Source organism: Brevundimonas aurantiaca (genome assembly GCF_904830995.1).
GTDB lineage: Bacteria > Pseudomonadota > Alphaproteobacteria > Caulobacterales > Caulobacteraceae > Brevundimonas > Brevundimonas aurantiaca.
Genome location: NZ_CAJGVD010000001.1, coordinates 519,151 through 535,658 on the forward strand (window position 1 = coordinate 519,151; position 16,508 = coordinate 535,658).

Annotated in this window: 13 protein-coding genes; 6 read left to right on the forward strand and 7 right to left on the reverse strand. The window is 66.8% G+C overall.

Features of this window, described 5'->3' with window-relative positions; genetic code table 11:
* Positions 1 to 17: 17 nt before the first annotated feature.
* Positions 18 to 356, reverse strand: a complete 339-nt coding sequence (locus JMT67_RS02695) for a P-II family nitrogen regulator (protein WP_054765773.1) — start codon at positions 354 to 356, stop codon at positions 18 to 20.
* Between the two features lie 114 nt (positions 357 to 470).
* Here JMT67_RS02695 and JMT67_RS02700 point away from each other — a divergent pair, with 114 nt between their 5' ends.
* The 3 genes from JMT67_RS02700 to JMT67_RS02710 all read left to right on the forward strand — a co-directional run bounded on the left by JMT67_RS02700 (position 471) and on the right by JMT67_RS02710 (position 6,988).
* Positions 471 to 1,289 carry an NAD(P)H-hydrate dehydratase gene (locus JMT67_RS02700; RefSeq protein WP_201462621.1) on the forward strand — a complete coding sequence of 273 codons (819 nt, stop codon included), beginning with the start codon at positions 471 to 473 and terminating at the stop codon, positions 1,287 to 1,289.
* Between the two features lie 560 nt (positions 1,290 to 1,849).
* Entirely contained in the window at positions 1,850 to 3,520 is a 1,671-nt protein-coding gene (locus JMT67_RS02705) for an MFS transporter (RefSeq protein ID WP_054765775.1), read from the forward strand.
* Between the two features lie 93 nt (positions 3,521 to 3,613).
* Positions 3,614 to 6,988, forward strand: a complete 3,375-nt coding sequence (locus JMT67_RS02710; RefSeq protein ID WP_201462622.1) for a hybrid sensor histidine kinase/response regulator — start codon at positions 3,614 to 3,616, stop codon at positions 6,986 to 6,988.
* Positions 6,989 to 7,003: 15 nt separating this feature from the next.
* On the opposite strand, the gene JMT67_RS02715 is transcribed toward JMT67_RS02710, so the two are convergent.
* The 5 genes from JMT67_RS02715 to kdsA all read right to left on the reverse strand — a co-directional run bounded on the left by JMT67_RS02715 (position 7,004) and on the right by kdsA (position 11,504).
* Positions 7,004 to 7,462, reverse strand: a complete 459-nt coding sequence (locus JMT67_RS02715) for an NfeD family protein (protein ID WP_201462623.1) — start codon at positions 7,460 to 7,462, stop codon at positions 7,004 to 7,006.
* Positions 7,463 to 7,476: 14 nt separating this feature from the next.
* Positions 7,477 to 8,460 carry an SPFH domain-containing protein gene (locus tag JMT67_RS02720; protein WP_054765777.1) on the reverse strand — a complete coding sequence of 328 codons (984 nt, stop codon included), beginning with the start codon at positions 8,458 to 8,460 and terminating at the stop codon, positions 7,477 to 7,479.
* Between the two features lie 77 nt (positions 8,461 to 8,537).
* Positions 8,538 to 9,635, reverse strand: coding sequence for a DUF3089 domain-containing protein (locus JMT67_RS02725; RefSeq protein WP_201462624.1), 1,098 nt, complete (start codon positions 9,633 to 9,635; stop codon positions 8,538 to 8,540).
* On the reverse strand, positions 9,632 to 10,633 hold the full coding sequence (gene rfaD / locus JMT67_RS02730; RefSeq protein WP_233455767.1) for an ADP-glyceromanno-heptose 6-epimerase: 1,002 nt from the start codon (positions 10,631 to 10,633) through the stop codon (positions 9,632 to 9,634). Before rfaD ends, JMT67_RS02725 begins: the two co-directional genes overlap by 4 nt.
* 1 nt (position 10,634) lies before the next feature.
* The gene (kdsA, locus tag JMT67_RS02735; RefSeq protein WP_407645715.1) at positions 10,635 to 11,504 is read right to left on the reverse strand and encodes a 3-deoxy-8-phosphooctulonate synthase; all 870 of its coding nucleotides are present in this window, start codon (positions 11,502 to 11,504) and stop codon (positions 10,635 to 10,637) included.
* A gap of 111 nt (positions 11,505 to 11,615) precedes the next feature.
* Here kdsA and JMT67_RS02740 point away from each other — a divergent pair, with 111 nt between their 5' ends.
* Genes JMT67_RS02740 through sseA form a run of 3 tightly spaced genes read left to right on the forward strand, consistent with a single transcriptional unit; the run spans position 11,616 to position 15,159 of the window.
* Positions 11,616 to 13,052 (forward strand): cryptochrome/photolyase family protein, encoded by a 1,437-nt coding sequence (locus JMT67_RS02740; protein WP_201462625.1) that lies wholly within the window; start codon positions 11,616 to 11,618, stop codon positions 13,050 to 13,052.
* Positions 13,053 to 13,074: 22 nt separating this feature from the next.
* Positions 13,075 to 14,295, forward strand: coding sequence for an SAM-dependent methyltransferase (locus JMT67_RS02745; RefSeq protein ID WP_201462626.1), 1,221 nt, complete (start codon positions 13,075 to 13,077; stop codon positions 14,293 to 14,295).
* A gap of 15 nt (positions 14,296 to 14,310) precedes the next feature.
* Positions 14,311 to 15,159 carry a 3-mercaptopyruvate sulfurtransferase gene (gene sseA, locus JMT67_RS02750; protein WP_201462627.1) on the forward strand — a complete coding sequence of 283 codons (849 nt, stop codon included), beginning with the start codon at positions 14,311 to 14,313 and terminating at the stop codon, positions 15,157 to 15,159.
* A gap of 6 nt (positions 15,160 to 15,165) precedes the next feature.
* On the opposite strand, the gene JMT67_RS02755 is transcribed toward sseA, so the two are convergent.
* Complete coding sequence (locus JMT67_RS02755) at positions 15,166 to 16,494, reverse strand: dicarboxylate/amino acid:cation symporter (RefSeq protein ID WP_201462628.1); 1,329 nt, start codon at positions 16,492 to 16,494, stop codon at positions 15,166 to 15,168.
* Positions 16,495 to 16,508: the final 14 nt, after the last annotated feature.

A 16,508-nucleotide genomic window follows, 5' to 3' on the forward strand; every position in this document is an offset into this window, starting at 1 on the left:
AAGAGGGGCAGGTGAAGTCAGACCGCCTGAGCCCCGGTTTCGCCGGTGCGGATGCGGATCACGTCGGCGACGTCGGAGACGAAGATCTTGCCGTCGCCGATCTTGCCGGTGCGGGCCGAGGTCTGAATGGCCTCGACGACCGCAGGCGCCAGGTCGTCGGCGACGACGACCTCGATCTTGATCTTGGGCAGGAAGTCGATGACGTATTCGGCGCCGCGGTACAGTTCGGAATGGCCCTTCTGGCGGCCGTATCCCTTGGCCTCCAGCACGGTCATGCCTTGCACCCCGACGTCCTGGAGCGCCTCTTTGACGTCATCCAGCTTGAAGGGCTTGATGATGGCTTCGATTTTCTTCATGGCGACCCCTGAACGGCGTGCGAAATGCAGCGGCGTTCGGGCGGGAATGGGACACATCAAAGCCATCGAAGGCAAGCAGTTTTCGCAGAAAAGTCACGGATATTCGGAGTTCGGATGATTGAAACCAACGACCCGGCGATCTGGCGCAATTTTCTTCCGTGGCCTGGGCCGGAAACGCATAAGCATGCGCGGGGACGTTTGGGGGTGGTGTCCGGTCGGGCGCATCAGACGGGGGCGGCCCGTCTGGCGGCGCGCGCCGGTCTGAGGATCGGCGCCGGGGTGGTGCGGATCCTTTGCCCGCCCGACGCGGTCGCGACGATCGCCTCAACGGTCACGGCCGTCATGCTGACCCCCTTCACCTCGCCCGAGGCCCTGGGGCGGGAGGTCGAGGAGATGGACGCCGTCGTCGCCGGCCCCGCCGCCGGGCTTGACGAGGGTACGGTGGCCAACATCCAGGCCCTTGCGCTGAGCGGCGCGGCCTTGGTGATCGATGCGGACGGTCTGTCGGTGTTCAAGGGCCGTAGCGCCGAACTGTTCGCCGTTCTGGACCGCGACGACGTGCTGACGCCCCATGAGGGCGAGTTCGAACGGCTGTTTCCCGGCCTGTTGAAACAGGGCAGGGCGGTCGCCGCCGTTGAGGCCGCCCGCCACGCCCAGGCTATCATCGTGCTGAAGGGCGCCCAGACCCTGATCGCGGCGCCGGACGGCCGTGTGCGCCTCAATCCCAACGGCTCGCCCTGGCTGGCGACGGCTGGAACCGGCGACGTCCTGGCCGGCATGATCGGAGGCCTGATCGCCCAGCGTATGGACAGTTTCGACGCCGCCAGCGCCGCCGTCTGGCTGCATTCCGACGCCGCCGCGCGGTTTGGTCCGGGTTTGATCTCCGAAGACCTGTGCGACGTGCTGCCGCAAAGCCTGAAGGCGTTGCGGTGAAGCCGTATCAAGCGCCGCAGCAGCCTTCCTTCAGTGACGATGGATTCGCCGAAGGCGCCCTAATCCCGGCCCATTAGGCGCTCGAGTTCGCAAAGGATGAGTTCCATCGCCGAGAGGAGCGTGGCTTTTCCGTCATCATCGGGCTGAGCCGCCCATACGCATGTCCTTGCGCATGCCTCGCAAGGCCCCACGAATCCGTCAAGACGTTGGCGCGTAATCGAGCGGAGCGCGCAGCGGACTTGTACGTCGAAGGCGCTGATGCAGCATCTCGAGGATGGGCCCGGTGCGGGAGCCTTGCAAACTCAGTCTCAGCGTTACGGAACAGGAGTCTCAGGCTTACGGCGCCAATCCTGCGGAAATGCTGAAATCTCAGGATTAGCGAAACTCAAAGCAACACCGACCAACTTGGGCTGTCTTCGCATAATATATATTAGGCGAGAAAAGTACACTCGACCAAAGTCGCCCTGACGCTTGTCTCAGCCCTGCGTCACTCTCTCGGCCAATCGCGCACTTGCGGCGTGAAAACGGTCGGAAAGACCAGACAGCTGGGAGGCTACGCTATGACGGACAGCGCCATCGGTGCGCCGGTCGATGAGTATGTGGTGGGTAAGAACGACAAGCTGGTGATTCTGGCGTCGTCGGTCGGCACCGTTATCGAATGGTATGATTTCTATCTGTACGGGTCGCTGGCCGCGATCATCACCGTGCAGTTCTTCTCGGGCGTCAATGAGACGACCGGCTACATCTTCGCCCTGATGGCCTTCGCCGCCGGATTTGCGGTTCGACCGTTCGGGGCCGTGGTCTTCGGGCGTCTGGGCGACCTGTGGGGTCGCAAGAACACCTTCCTGGTGACCATGCTCCTGATGGGGCTTTCCACCTTCGTCGTGGGTCTGTTGCCGCCCTATGCGGCCATCGGCATCGCCGCGCCGATCATTCTGGTGCTGATGCGGCTGATCCAGGGTCTGGCCCTGGGCGGCGAATACGGCGGCGCCGCCACCTATGTGGCTGAGCACGCGCCACATGGTAAACGCGGCTTCTACACCTCCTTCATCCAGATCACCGCCACGGCCGGGCTGGTGCTGAGCCTGGTCGTCATTCTGGGCGTCCGTGTCTCGGTCGGCGAGGAGGCCTTTGCGGAATGGGGCTGGCGGATCCCCTTCCTGGTCTCGATCCTGCTGCTGGGCGTGTCGCTGTGGATTCGTCTGAAGCTGTCCGAAAGCCCGTCCTTCAAACGGATGAAGGCCGAGGGCAAGGGGTCCAAGACCCCGCTGAAGGACTCCTTCGGCAAATGGCCGAACCTGAAGCTGGTGCTGATCGCCCTGCTGGGCCTGACCGCCGGCCAGGCCGTGATCTGGTACACGGGTCAGTTCTACGCCCTGTTCTTTCTGGAACGGGTGATGAAGCTGGACGCCACCCTCGTCTATGTGATGCTGACTATCGCCCTGGTCGCGGCCTCGCCCTTCTTCATCTTCTGGGGCTGGCTGTCGGACAAGGTGGGACGCAAGCCGGTCATCCTGGCCGGGTGCCTGATCGCCGCCCTCACCTATTTCCCGCTGTTCAACGCCCTGACCCAGGCCGCCAATCCGCGGCTGGCCGCCGCCGCCGCCTCGGCGCCGGTCGTGGTCTATGCCGATCCGGCGGACTGCAACGTCCAGTTCGATCCGATCGGCAAGACGGTGTTCAACCACTCCTGCGACCTGGCCAAATCCTATCTGGCCAAGGCCGGGGTGACCTACACCAATGTCGAGGCGCCCGCAGGCACGGTGGCTCAGGTGCGGATCGGCGACCAGGCCGTCGTCCAGAGCTTCCGTGGAGACGCCATGGCGCCTGCCGATTTCGCGGCTGAGAAAAAGGCCTGGGACAAGCAGTTGGGCGAGGCTCTGACGGCCGCCGGCTATCCTGCCAAGGCGGACAGCGATCTGGTCAACAAGCCGATGGTGGTGCTGATCCTGTTCATCCTCGGCTTCTATGTGACCATGGTCTACGGCCCGATCGCTGCGGCCCTGGTCGAGATGTTCCCGACCAATATCCGCTACACCTCCATGTCCCTGCCCTATCACATCGGCAACGGCTGGTTCGGCGGCTTCCTGCCGACCACGGCCTTCGCCATCGTGGCGGCGACCGGCAACATCTATTCCGGCCTCTGGTACCCGATCATCGTGGCGCTGGGGACGGTCGTGCTGGGCTTCCTTCTGGTCAAGGAAGGAAAGGATGTCGATCTAAACGCCTGAATTCCTGCAATCAGGCGTGGATGAGGGGCGGGTCGTCGCAAGACGGCCCGCCTTTCCCTTGTGAAAGCCCCCCTGCCTGGTTCAGATGCCGCCATGTTCAGCCTGATGATCCTCGGCCTGGTCGTCGCCTATATGGCGGTGCTGTTCGGCGTGGCCTGGCACCAGGAGCGGCCGGGCGCGCGCGGGCGCGGCCTGGGTCCGTCGGTCTATGCCCTGTCGCTGGCCATCTACTGCACCTCCTGGACCTATTATGGCGCGGTGGGCACCGCAGCCCGTGAGGGGTGGGAGTATCTGCCCATCTACATCGGCCCGGTGCTGGGGCTGACGGTGCTGTTTCCTCTGTGGCGTCGGATCGCCGCCGCCGCCCGGCGCGAGAACGTCGGCTCGATGGCGGACTTCGTGGCGTCCCGCTATGGCAAGAGCCAGACCCTGGGCGCGGTCGTGACGCTGGTCGCCATACTGGGCTCCCTGCCCTACATCGCGCTGCAGCTGAAATCCCTGTCCATGGCGGGGGCCCTGTTGACGGCGGGGACGCCGGTGGCCGGTTCCGAGAGCCTGACCGTTCTGGTGCTGGCGGGGGTGCTGGCGGGGTTCGCCATATTGTTCGGGGCGCGGCGGCCGGATCTGACCGAACACAATCGGGGCCTGATCCAGGCCGTCGGGTTGGAGTCCCTGGTCAAGCTGGGCGCTCTGCTTCTGGTCGCGGCCTTCGCCCTGTTGCTGCTGGTTCAGAACGGTTCAGGCGCGACAATCCGAGAGGGGCTGGGCGCCCTCGCCGCCCCGCCGGAGCTGACGCCTCGATTCCTGGCCATCGCCCTGATCGCCACCCTGGCCATCTTCTGTCTGCCGCGTCAGTTTCACGTCGCCTTCGTCGAGGGCGCCGACCCCAGCCATGTGCGCCGGGCCCGCTGGATTTTTCCGGCCTATCTGGTGCTGACCAGCCTGGCGGTGCTGCCGCTGGTGGCCGCCGGCGCCCTGTTCGCACCCTCGACCAACCCCGACCTGCTGGTTCTGGCCCTGCCGTTCGGGCGGGGCGAGACGTGGCTGACCGCCGTCGTCTTCGTCGGGGGGTTTTCCGCCGCCACGGCCATGGTCATCGTCGAGGCCGTGGCCCTGTCGGCCATGGTTTCCAACAGCCTGATCCTGCCCTTCCTGGCGCGAGACCGATGGCGGTTGCGCGGCGACGCCTCGGACATGTCGGGCATCATATTGCAGGTGCGACGGGGGGCCATTGTGGCGGTGCTGCTGCTGGCCTGGCTTTACTATCAGGCGACTGATCAGTCGCGGGGGCTGGCGGCCATGGGGCTGGTGTCCTTCGCCGCCATGGCGCAACTGGCGCCCGCCCTGTTCGGCGCCGTATTGTGGCGCGGCGGTCACGCCCACGGCGCCCTGGCGGGCGTCACCGTCGGGATCACGGTCTGGATCGCCATGCTGGCCCTGCCCCAGCTGGCGCCGGCCGCGCCCTGGCATCTGCATGTCATGTTGGGGGTTAAGGACCCGCTGGCGCTGGGCGTCTTCGTCAGCCTGGGGCTGAACCTGGCCGCCTATGTCGGGGTGTCGCGGTTCGCCCAGCCGCGGCTGATCGACCGAGTCCAGGCGCGGGCCTTCGTCGATCGTCTGGGGCCCGACTGGCTGGAGGCGCGGCCGTCGCCGGCCGGCGCCTCGGTCGGCGATCTGCGCGCCCTCGTCGCCCGCTTCATCGGGGACGAACGCGCCGAGCGGGCCTTTGCGGCCTGGAGCGCCGAAACCGATGTCCGGTTGCGAGACGCCGATCCGGCCAATGCGAGTTTGGCGAGGGCGGCGGAGCGGATGCTGGCCGGCGCCATCGGGGCGGCCTCGGCTCGGCGGGTGATCGCCGCCGCCCTGGCCGGCGGCGGCCGCGCGCCCGAGGATGTGGTGCGGATGCTGGACGAGGCGTCCCAGGCCGTCCAATTCAGTCGGGACCTGCTTCAGACGACCCTGGACAATATCGACCAGGGCGTGATCGTCGTGGACGAAGATCTGCGCATAACGGCCTGGAATCGCCGATATGTGTCTATGTTCGATCTCCCGGCCGGCTTCGTTCACGTCGGCTTGCCGATCGCCAGCATCTATCGACTGAACGCCGAACGCGGTGAAAGCCCCAACGACATCGACACCTGGGTGGAGCGGCGGCTGGAAGCCTTGAGCCGACGCATTCCCCATGACCATGAACGGCTTCAGCCGGACGGGCGGGTGCTGCGTTCGTCCGGGGCGCCGATCCCCGGCGGCGGCTATGTGACCAGCTATACGGACATCACCGCCCTGCGGCGGGCGGCCAGCCAGTTGGAAGAGGCCAACGAAAGGCTGGAAGCTCGGGTCGCCGACCGGACGGCTCGGCTCGAGGAAGCGCGGCGCGCGGCGGAGGAGGCGACGGCCTCCAAGACCCGCTTCCTGGCCGCCGCCAGCCACGACCTGTTGCAGCCTTTGCATGCCGCGCGGCTGTTTATCGCCGCCCTCAAGGAAGAGCCGGCCGTCTCGGGACCGGAGGCGGGGCCGGCCGGCCGCACCCTGGCCCTGAATGCGGACCGGGCCATAGACAGCGCGCACCGGCTTCTGACCGCTCTTTTGAACCTGTCGAAGCTGGAGGCCGGCGGGGTGAAGGCGGCCGTGACACAGGTGTCGCTGGACGGACTGTTCGACGAGCTGGAGCGCGAATATCTGCCGGTGGCGGAGGCCAAGGGGCTGCGGCTGACTCTGGTGCGGAGCGGTCTGTGGGTGCAGTCGGACCGGGATCTGCTGCGGTCGATGCTTCAGAACCTGATCGCCAACGCTCTTCGGTATACGGACGCCGGACGGGTGCTGGTCGGGGCGCGGCGCAAGGCCGAGACCGTGCAGATCCTGGTGTGCGACACCGGTCGAGGCATCCCCGACGCCGATCGTGAGACCGTTTTCGGGGAGTTCGTCCGCCTGCCCGGAGCGCCGGTCGATGAACCGGGCGCGGGGCTGGGTCTGGCCATCGTGCGGCGATTGTCCAGCCTGCTGGATCATCCGCTGACGCTGACGTCCCGCGTCGGGGCCGGAACCGCCTTCCGCATCACGGCGCCGCGCCGTCACGCCGATCGTCCGCCTGAGCCGGCGCCGCTGAAGGAGGCGCGGCTGCCTCTGTCGGGTTTGCGGGTGCTCTGCGTCGACAATGAGCCGGTGATCCTGGCCGCCTTGACGGCCCTGCTGACACGCTGGGGCGCCCGTCCGGTGACAGCGTCCAGCCTTGAGGCCGCAAAGGCCGCGACGGGGCCGTTCGACGCCGCCCTGATCGACCTGCATCTGGGCGAAGGGCCGGAAGGATTTGCGGTGATCGACTGGCTGCGGCCGCTGGGCGTGCGTCGGATCGCCTTGGTCACGGCCGATACGCGCGACGGCCTGAACGATCAGGCGACCGCCGCCGGGGCGGTGCTGCTGCCCAAACCCATCAAGCCCGCGGCGCTGAAAGCCTTTCTGTCCAGCTGAAGCGCCGGCTTGGATTCAGACGGCCGAGCGCACGGTCAGCACCGATCCGCTGACGCCTTTGACCACCACGTCCTGCCCTGGTTCGGGCGCCTCGCCGTCGATCACGGCAGCCCATTCGGCGCCGGATACGAACACCCGCCCGCGGCCGGCGACGAAGGCCTCCACGACCCGGGCGCGCTGATCAAGCAGACGACTGTTCCGATCATTGATGTCCTGGCCGGGCGGATTGGCTTTCTGCACCAGACGCCGCGACAGAATGGTGGCGATCACGGTCAGAACGGCGAAGACGGCGACCTCGCCCGGCAGGCCCAGACGCAGACCCACCGCCGTCATCACCGCCACCAGTCCCGCCGAGACCGCAGGCCACAGCAGCCATTCGGTCGAGAACATCGCCTCCACCGCCAGAAGGAGCACGCCCACGCCCAGCCAGATCCAGAACGGCTGGGCGGTGTAGAGATCGGCCACAAGGGTCATGTCGCGCGCTCCGATCAGGCGGTCGGCGGAACCGACGAACGACGTGCGGTCGTCGTTGGCCGAGCAGGCTGCGGCGCGTCCTGCTGCTGAGCCTTGGCCAAGCCGACCATCTCGCCGATGCCGGCGATCGTGCCGACGAGGGCGCCCATTTCCGCCGGAACGATGACGGTCCGCTGCTGAGGGCTGCGGGCCAGGTCGGCGAAGGCCTCGACGTATTTCTGGGCGACGAAATAGTTGATGGCGTTGACGTCCCCTCGGGCGATGGCTTCCGACACCATGGCGGTGGCGCGGGCTTCCGCCTCGGCTTCCCGCTCGCGCGCCTCGGCGTCGCGGAAGGCGGCCTCCTTGCGGCCTTCGGCCTCCAGAATGGCTGCCTGTTTGGCGCCCTCGGCGCGGGCGATGGCGGCCTGTTTCTCGCCGTCGGCTTCGGTCACCACAGCGCGGCGTTCGCGCTCGGCCTTCATCTGACGGGCCATGGCGTTGGTGACGTCGGTCGGCGGGGTCAGGTCCTTGATCTCGATCCTGTTGACCTTGACGCCCCAGGGCTCGGTCGCCGCGTCGATGACGTGCAGCAGGCGGGTGTTGATGCTGTCGCGCTGGCTCAACACCTCGTCCAGCTCCATTGAGCCGACCACAGTTCGCAGATTGGTCATGCACAGTTGAGCGATGGCGTAGGTCAGGTCGTCGACCCGATAGGCGGCGCGGGCGGCGTCCATCACCTGGATGAAGACGATGCCATCCACCCGGACCATGGCGTTGTCCTTGGTGATGACTTCCTGAGTCGGTACGTCAAGAACCTGCTCCATCATGTTCATCCGCTTGCCGATTCGTTCCACGAACGGGGTCAGAAAGCCAATGCCGGGGCTCAAGGTCTTGGTGTATTTTCCGAACCGTTCGACTGTGAATTCGCGCCCTTGGGGCACGATCTTGATCACGCTGAACAGCAGCGAGACGGCGAGGAACAGCAGAACGCCGGCGAAGATGGTGAGCACGTCCATGGGGGTCCTCCTTGAGAACCCCAGGTTACGCCGCGGCAGGCGGCTGCGCCATAAAAACCGGACGCGAGACGATCGTTTCAGCCCGCCCGAGCGGCGTAAACCGCCAGACGCTCCGCAACATCTTCTTCAATATCACCATAGAATAAGTTGTAAGGGCGGGCTTTTCGTCGATCCGCCCAACTCCCTCTTTCCTTGAAGGACTCCAGATCAGGCCAGCTGTGGCGCAGCAATCCGTCGCGGCACTGGGTCTCGACCTCCCGCGCCATCAGGGCCGGCCTTGCGCCCCATTCCAGGCCGGTGGCGTTGGTGGCGCCGCGATGAAGCCGTGCGGGGACGCGCGCTTCGCCCGTTCCGCCCGTCACCGGATTGACGCAGACCGGGCGGCGGCCCGCAAGATCGACGAACTGTCCGCGCTCGTCCCAAACCGTCGCCCGTCGAAGCCGGCGATGCGCGGCCGCATCATCGGGAGCGCCGACTTGAGACCAGGCGACGACGCAGTGGATCTGCCCCCGGTCGGCGCAGGGCGGCGTGTCGGCCGGCAGGTTTTCGACGGCGATGATGGCGTCCATCAGATAGGCCGCGACCATCCGGCTTCTGAGCGCGGGATCAGGCGCGATCCGTTCCCGGATCAAACGATCCAGAAGATCGGCCCCCTGCTCCACCCCCGCCAGGACGATGGGGCCCGTCGGATGGCGACCCAGCCAGACGTCGAAGGCGGACAGAATATCGTCATAGGCGAAGGCGCGCGCTTCGCGCGCGTCGTCGCGCAGGGTCAGCCGCGTATAGAGGCTGGCCTGCCTATAGCGGGGCGCGCTGACGGCGCCGGCGCGAGCGAAGGGTCCGGCGTAGTTCGGCAGAACCACGCGCTCCAGATAGGCGTCGGCCTTCTTGTCGCCGATCGCGCCGTTCCAGTCGCGGCCGCCGTCGAAGGTCGTCGAATGGACGAAGAAGACATTGGCCGCGCCGGACCCTTGCACCCGCGCGTCCAGAAGAGCCCAGGCCGAGGGCTGGGCGTAGTCGGGCGCCGGGGGCGGGCGATAGGTCTGAAACGGGATCTGCGGATCAAGGGCGGCGCGCAGAATGTCGCCCCGCCAGACCGCCACCGCCGCCGTCAACAGAAAGACCAGAACGAAGCCGCTGTATCCAATCCATTGACGCAATGTCAGATGTTTCATCGATAAGGATCTGGCTGAGAAAGGAATTGCTGAACATAGCGCCGCACTCCCTCTTCCAGAGGCGTCGCCTGTCCCTCGAAACCGGCAGCCCGGATGCGATCCATCCGCGCCTGGGTGAAATACTGGTATCGGTCGCGGATGACCTCGGGCATGTCGATATAGGCGATCGCCTCAGGCTTGCCGGCCGCGGCGAAGGTGGCGCGCGCCAGGTCGGCGAAGGAGCGGGCCTGGCCCGAGCCGGCGTTGAAGATCCCCGAAACCTGAGGCGATTGCAGCAGGAACTCGATCACGTCGACCACATCGTCCACATAGACGAAGTCCCTCAGCTGCCCGCCGTCGGCATAGGCGGGATTGTGCGAGCGGAAGAGGCTGACGGTCTCGCCCGCCGCCACCTTGGGCCAGATCTGGGCGACGACCGACTTCATCCCGCCCTTGTGGCCCTCGTTCGGTCCATAGACGTTGAAAAATTTCAGCCCAGCCCATTGCGGCGGCGCCTGGTCCCGGTCCGCCTGTCGAACCGCATATTGGTCGAACAGCAGCTTGGAATAGCCATAGGCGTTCAGGGGCCGCAGCTGCGTCAGGGACAGGGCGTCGTCATCGTCGTTGAACCCCGTCTCGCCGTCGCCGTAGGTGGCGGCGGAGGAGGCGTAAATCAGGCGGACATTGCGGATGGCGCACCAGTCCCACAGATCGCGCGACAGGGTGAAGTTGGTCCGAAGGATCAGGTCCGCGTCGGGCTCGGTCGTCGAGGAGATCGCGCCCATATGGACCACGGCCTCGATCCGTTCGGCATAGCGCTCCAGCTGGTCGAACATCTCCTCGGGAGACCAGAAATCCGCGATCGGATGTTTGGCCAGATTCCGCCACTTGCCCAGATCGGCCGTCTCCAGCCGATCACAGACGACGACGTCATAGGCCGTCTCCTTCGTCAGCCGGGCCACGATGTTGGAGCCGATGAAGCCGGCGCCGCCGGTCACCACGATCATCCGGGGCGTCATGTCAGACCTGAGGCGTCTTGGCGCCGATCTGAATGGCCAGATCGTCGAAAGCGATCAGCTGGGCCGCCAGGGCCTCGAACTGATCCAGCGGCACCATGTTCGGGCCGTCCGACGGAGCGTTGTCGGGGTCCGGATGGGTCTCCATGAAGACCGCGTCCACGCCCACCGAAACGGCGGCGCGGGCCAGAACCGGCACGAACTCGCGCTGGCCGCCCGAAGACGTCCCCTGCCCGCCTGGCTGCTGGACGCTATGGGTCGCGTCGAACACGACCGGGCAGCCGATGTCGCGCAGCACCGGAAGCGCCCGCATGTCGCTGACTAGGGTGTTGTAGCCGAAGCTGGCGCCCCGCTCGCAGGCCATGACGTTCGGATTGCCGGCGCCGACCACCTTGGCCACGACGTTCTTCATGTCCCAGGGCGCCAGGAACTGGCCCTTCTTGATGTTGATCGCCTTGCCGGTCGCGGCTGCGGCCAACAGCAGGTCCGTCTGGCGGCTCAGAAAGGCCGGGATCTGCAGCACGTCGACCACCTCGCCGACCGGGGCGCACTGAGCCTCGGAGTGGACGTCGGTCAGGGTCGGCAGGCCCGTGACCTCGCGGATCTCGGCGAAGATCGGCAGAGAATCCTTCAGACCGATGCCCCGCGCCGCCGTCGCGCTGGTGCGGTTCGCCTTGTCGAAACTGGTCTTGTAGATGATGCCGACCTTCAGCCGCTCGCCGATTTCCTTCAGCGCATGGGCCGTCTCCAGGGCGTGCTGGCGGCTCTCCATCTGGCACGGGCCGGCGATGAAGACGATTCGGGCGCCGCCGCCGATGACGACAGGCGTCCGAAGACCTTCGGACAACGTAATGACGGCGTTGGGTCGGCTCACGAGGCGGCTCTTTCGATAGTCAGGCTTTATGGGAGCGGCGTTTGCCGCAGCTATGAGGCCATCAGGTGGCGTGCATTCGCCGCCGACGCAAGTTTTCATGGAGTCGCCTGCGTGGCCGTCAAGCCTGTCGTCCTTTGGTTTCGCCGCGACCTGCGCCTGAACGACAATCCCGCCCTGAACCAGGCCGCCGCGACGGGCCGTCCGATCCTGCCGGTCTTCATCCTGGACCGCGACCCGGACCGCCCGGCGGGCGCCGCCTCGCTGTGGTGGCTGGACAAGTCTCTGCGCGCCCTGGACGCCGCGCTGCGCGAGCGGGGATCGCGGCTGATCCTGCGGCGTGGCGAGACCCTGGTGCAGCTTCAGGTGTTGGTCCAGGAAACCGGAGCAGACTCCGTCTTCATGAACCGGCTGTTCGAGCCCGCCGCCTTCGCCCGTGACGCCGAGATCGCCCATGAGCTGAAGTCGGCCGGCGTCGACTGCCGGGGCTTCAACGGGTCGCTCCTGGCGCGACCCGGCGCCGTGCTGAACGGCTCCGACGCCCCCTACAGGGTCTTCACCCCCTTCATGAAGGCCCTTCTGGCGAGCGCCGAGCCGCCGCCGCACTCGACCGGACCGCGCCGGATCGAAACCCCGGCCGATGTCGCGAGCGAGGCGCTGGACGACTGGGGCCTGCACCCGACCCGGCCCGACTGGTCGAAAGGCTTCGACTGGACGCCGGGCGAGGCCGGCGCCGCGGCGGCCCTGTCCGACTTCCTGGCGCGCGGCGCGAAGACCTATGCGGCCGACCGCGACCGTCCCGGCCTGCCGTCCACCAGCCGCCTGTCGCCCCACCTGCACTGGGGCGAGATCAGCCCTTGGCGGGCGGCCCAGCGCGCCCGCGAGGCCGCGCCGGCGGCCGAGGCGGCCAAGTTCGTCTCCGAACTGGGCTGGCGCGACTTCTCGGCCCATCTGCTCCACCACTTCCCGACGATCGTCGACCGCGCCTTCCGCCCGGAATACGAGTCCATGCCCTGGCGGAACGATCCCGAGGGCCTGGCGGCCTGGAAGCGAGGGCGCACCGGCTATCCCCTGGTCGACGCCGGCATGCGTCAACTTTGGACGACCGGCTGGATGCACAACCGGGTGCGGATGGTCGCGGCCTCCTTCCTGGTCAAACATCTGCTGATCGACTGGCGCGAGGGCGAGGCCTGGTTCTGGGACACTCTCGTGGACGCCGACCTGGCCAGCAATGCGCAGAACTGGCAGTGGGTGGCGGGCTCGGGCGCCGACGCCGCGCCCTATTTTCGCATCTTCAATCCCATAGGTCAGGGCGAAAAGTTCGACCCCGACGGCGCCTATGTCCGTCGCTGGGTTCCCGAGCTGCGCCGCCTTCCGGATCGTTGGCTCCATTCGCCGTGGACAGCCCCGGCCGAAGTTCTGCGCGACGCGGGAGTGAGGCTTGGAACGGACTATCCGCACCCTATCTTGGATCATGCTCAGGCGCGTGCGCGCGCCCTCGACGCCCTGAAGACGGTGTCGGGTCGCGATGCGTCCGCTGATCCTGACTGACGACTGAGACAGAGGTTCTTGCATGACTGCCGCCGCTCTGGACATAGAGGCCGCCGCCGCCCGCACGCCACGCGTTTTCGGCCTGCTGCTGCGTCTGCTGGCGTCGAACTGGACCTTCGGCCGCCTCACCGTTCGTCTGCCGAACGGCGAGGTCCATGTGCTGGAGGGCGCGCGTCCCGGCCCCAGCGGCGTGCTTGAAGTCAAGGACTATCGCTTCGCCCGCCGCGTCCTGGCCGCCGGCGACATCGGCTTCGCCGAGGCCTATATGGCCGGTGAATGGGACAGCCCCCATCTGGCCGCCCTGCTGGAGACCCTGGTCGAGAACTATGACCACATCCGCCGCCTGTTCGACGGCAACTGGCTGATGAAGGCGGTCAACTGGCTGGCCCACCGGCGCAACCGCAACAGCCGGACAGGCTCGAAAAAGAACATCCACGCCCACTACGACCTGGGCAACGCCTTCTACTCGACCTGGCTGGACCGTTCGATGACCTATTCCTCGGCCCGGTTCGACGGCGCCGACCGCTCGCTGGAGCAGGCCCAGCGCGCCAAATACGCCGCCCTGGCCCGGATGATGGATCTGAAGCCCGGCATGTCGGTGCTGGAGATCGGCTGCGGCTGGGGCGGCTTCGCCGAGTTCGCCGCCCGCGAGATCGGCGCCCAGGTCACCGGCCTGACCATCTCGAAGGAACAGCACGACTTCGCCCGCCAACGTCTGTTCAACGCCGGCCTGTCGGACCGCGCGACGATCGACCTGATGGACTATCGCGACGTCCAGGGCCGCTTCGACCGCGTCGCCTCCATCGAAATGTTCGAGGCGGTGGGCATGGAATACTGGCCGACCTATTTCGGCAAGATCCATGAGGTGCTGAATCCCGGCGGCCGCGCGGGGCTTCAGATCATCACCATCCAGGAGCCCCTGTTCGACGAATACAACGCCCGCACCGACTTCATTCAGAAATACGTCTTCCCCGGCGGCATGCTGCCGTCGGAAGAGCGGCTGAAGCCGGTCGTCGCCGCCGCCGGCCTGAACTGGGGCCCCATCGAACGCTTCGGCCTCGACTATGCCGAGACGTTGAAGCAGTGGGACGAACGCTTCCAGACCGCCTGGTCCGACATCCGCCGCATCGCCGGCTTCGACGAGCGGTTCCGCCGCCTGTGGCGCTTCTATCTGGCCTATTGCGAGGCGGGCTTCCGCTCGCGCCGGACCGATGTGGTGCAACTGGTGCTGGACCGCGCCTGACATTAGGCTGGGGCCATGACCCAGCCCTCGCCCCTCTTTCCCCTGATCTCCACAGGGGATCTCGCCGCCCTGACGGACGATCCGTCGCTGCGCATCCTGGACGCCAGCTGGCATCTGGACGGCCGGGACGGCCGGGCCGAGTTCGCGGTCGAACATATTCCCGGCGCCCGCTTCTTTGATCTGGACAGCGTCTCTGACGGCTCCTGCGGCCTGCCCCACATGCTGCCCTCGCCCGCAGCCTTCGCATCCGCCCTGTCGGACCTTGGGATCGGCGAGACGCACCGGGTGGTGGTCTATGATTCCGTCGGCCTGTTCTCGGCGGCCCGCGTCCGCTGGATGCTGAAGGTCATGGGCGCCACCCATGTCCAGGTGCTGGACGGCGGTCTGCCGAAGTGGAAGTCCGAGGGACGCCCCGTCGAAGCCGGGACCCCGGCTCCGCCTTCGCCCGCCCGTTTCATCCCGGATTTCGACGCGGGCGCAGTCGCCGGCCTGGATGATGTGCGCGCCGCACTCGCAGAGGGGATTCAGGTCGCCGACGCCCGTGGTCCCGCCCGCTTCGCCGGCCAGGCGGCGGAACCCCGACCCCGCGTCCGTGCGGGCCATATGCCCGGCGCGATCAACCTGCCCTACGCCGCCCTGATCGACGGCGACGGTCGGCTGAAACAGGGGGCGTCCCTGAATGACGTCCTGGCCGACGCCGGACTGGACCCGGCCCGACCGGTCGTGACGACCTGCGGATCCGGCGTCACGGCCGCAATCATCAGCCTGGCGCTCGAAACCCTCGGGCGGCCGTCGCGCCTGTATGACGGATCATGGGCCGAATGGGGATCTCGAACCGACACCCCCGTCGCCACCGGGGCCTGACGCCGCTCAGGCCAGGATCGGCGGCGAGGCCGGGGTTTCGGTGATCGACTCGACCGGTTCGTCCTTCTCGCCGCGCGAGACGACGGTGGCCAGCACCAGGTCGCCGGTGACGTTCAGCGTCGTGCGGCACATGTCCAGGAAACGGTCGACGCCCAGGATCAGACCGATCCCTTCCGGCGGCACCTTCACCATGACCAGGATCATGGCCACGACCGGCAGCGACCCGGCCGGCACTCCGGCCGTGCCGATTCCGCCCAGGATGCAGACCAGCATCACGATCAACTGCTGGGTCAGGCTCAGCTCGACGTTGAAGAACTGGGCCAGGAACAGCACCGTCACCCCCTCGAACAGGGCCGTGCCGTTCTGGTTGGCGGTGGCGCCGACCGTCAGTACGAAACGGGCGATCTTGCGCGGCAGTTTCAACTCGTGCTCGGCCGCCTTCAGCGACACCGGCAGGGAGGCGTTTGACGAGGCGGTGGAGAAGGCCACCACCATGGGCTCGCGCACCGCCTTGAAGAAGCCGAACGGCGAGCGCCCGCCGAGAATCCAGATGACGAGGGGATAGACCACGAACATATGGATCGCCATGGCCCCGACGGCGACGCCGACGAAGGCGGCCAGACGCACCAGCAGATCCCAGCCGAACAGGGCCGCCAGATTGAACATCAGGCAGGCGATGGCGATGGGCGCCAGTTTGATGAAGAGGTTGATCAGCTTCATCGTGACTTCGAGAATGCCTTCGATGACCTGCTGGAGGCGGTCGGTGGCGGGGCTCTTGGCCATGACCAGGCCGATGCCGAAGAACAGGGCGAAAACCATGAGCGGCAGGATCTGGTTCTCCGCCGCCGCCGTAACCGCGTTGGACGGAACCAGGCCTAGGAAGAAGTCGCCGAGCTGGATGGTCTCCGGCGCATTCTGGACGATCCCGGCCGCGCCGTCGCGGCCTTGCTCCAGCAACTGTTGAGCCATGGCCGGATCGACGCCGCGACCGGGCTGCAACAGATTGACCATCACCAGCCCTATGACCACGGCGATGCCGGACACCAATATGGTCAGAAGCAGGGTCCTGATCCCCGCCCGGCCAAGGGCGTTCAGATCCCCCATCTCCGCCACCCCGATCACCAGGGCCGAGAACAGCAAGGGGATCACCATCATGAACAGCAGGCGCAGGAAGATCTGACCGGCCGGACCGGTGACGTTTTCGGTCAGCCAGACGACCCAGGGCGTGTCGGCGCCGAGGGTCAAATTGACCCAAAGGCCGGCGGCCAGGCCGACGGTGAAGCCGATCAGCATCAGCCAGTGGAGCGCCAAGCCCCCGCGTTTGGTCTCAGTCATCTGTCCCCCAGAAA

Coding starts and splice junctions, on each gene's coding strand:
- JMT67_RS02745 (WP_201462626.1), top strand. CDS start 13,075: ATGACTGCCGCCGCTCTGGACATAGAGGCCGCCGCCGCCCGCACGCCA.
- JMT67_RS02715 (WP_201462623.1), bottom strand. CDS start 7,462: ATGACCCTTGTGGCCGATCTCTACACCGCCCAGCCGTTCTGGATCTGG.
- JMT67_RS02720 (WP_054765777.1), bottom strand. CDS start 8,460: ATGGACGTGCTCACCATCTTCGCCGGCGTTCTGCTGTTCCTCGCCGTC.
- JMT67_RS02705 (WP_054765775.1), top strand. CDS start 1,850: ATGACGGACAGCGCCATCGGTGCGCCGGTCGATGAGTATGTGGTGGGT.
- JMT67_RS02695 (WP_054765773.1), bottom strand. CDS start 356: ATGAAGAAAATCGAAGCCATCATCAAGCCCTTCAAGCTGGATGACGTC.
- JMT67_RS02755 (WP_201462628.1), bottom strand. CDS start 16,494: ATGACTGAGACCAAACGCGGGGGCTTGGCGCTCCACTGGCTGATGCTG.
- JMT67_RS02725 (WP_201462624.1), bottom strand. CDS start 9,635: ATGAAACATCTGACATTGCGTCAATGGATTGGATACAGCGGCTTCGTT.
- rfaD (WP_233455767.1), bottom strand. CDS start 10,633: ATGACGCCCCGGATGATCGTGGTGACCGGCGGCGCCGGCTTCATCGGC.
- sseA (WP_201462627.1), top strand. CDS start 14,311: ATGACCCAGCCCTCGCCCCTCTTTCCCCTGATCTCCACAGGGGATCTC.
- JMT67_RS02700 (WP_201462621.1), top strand. CDS start 471: ATGATTGAAACCAACGACCCGGCGATCTGGCGCAATTTTCTTCCGTGG.
- JMT67_RS02710 (WP_201462622.1), top strand. CDS start 3,614: ATGTTCAGCCTGATGATCCTCGGCCTGGTCGTCGCCTATATGGCGGTG.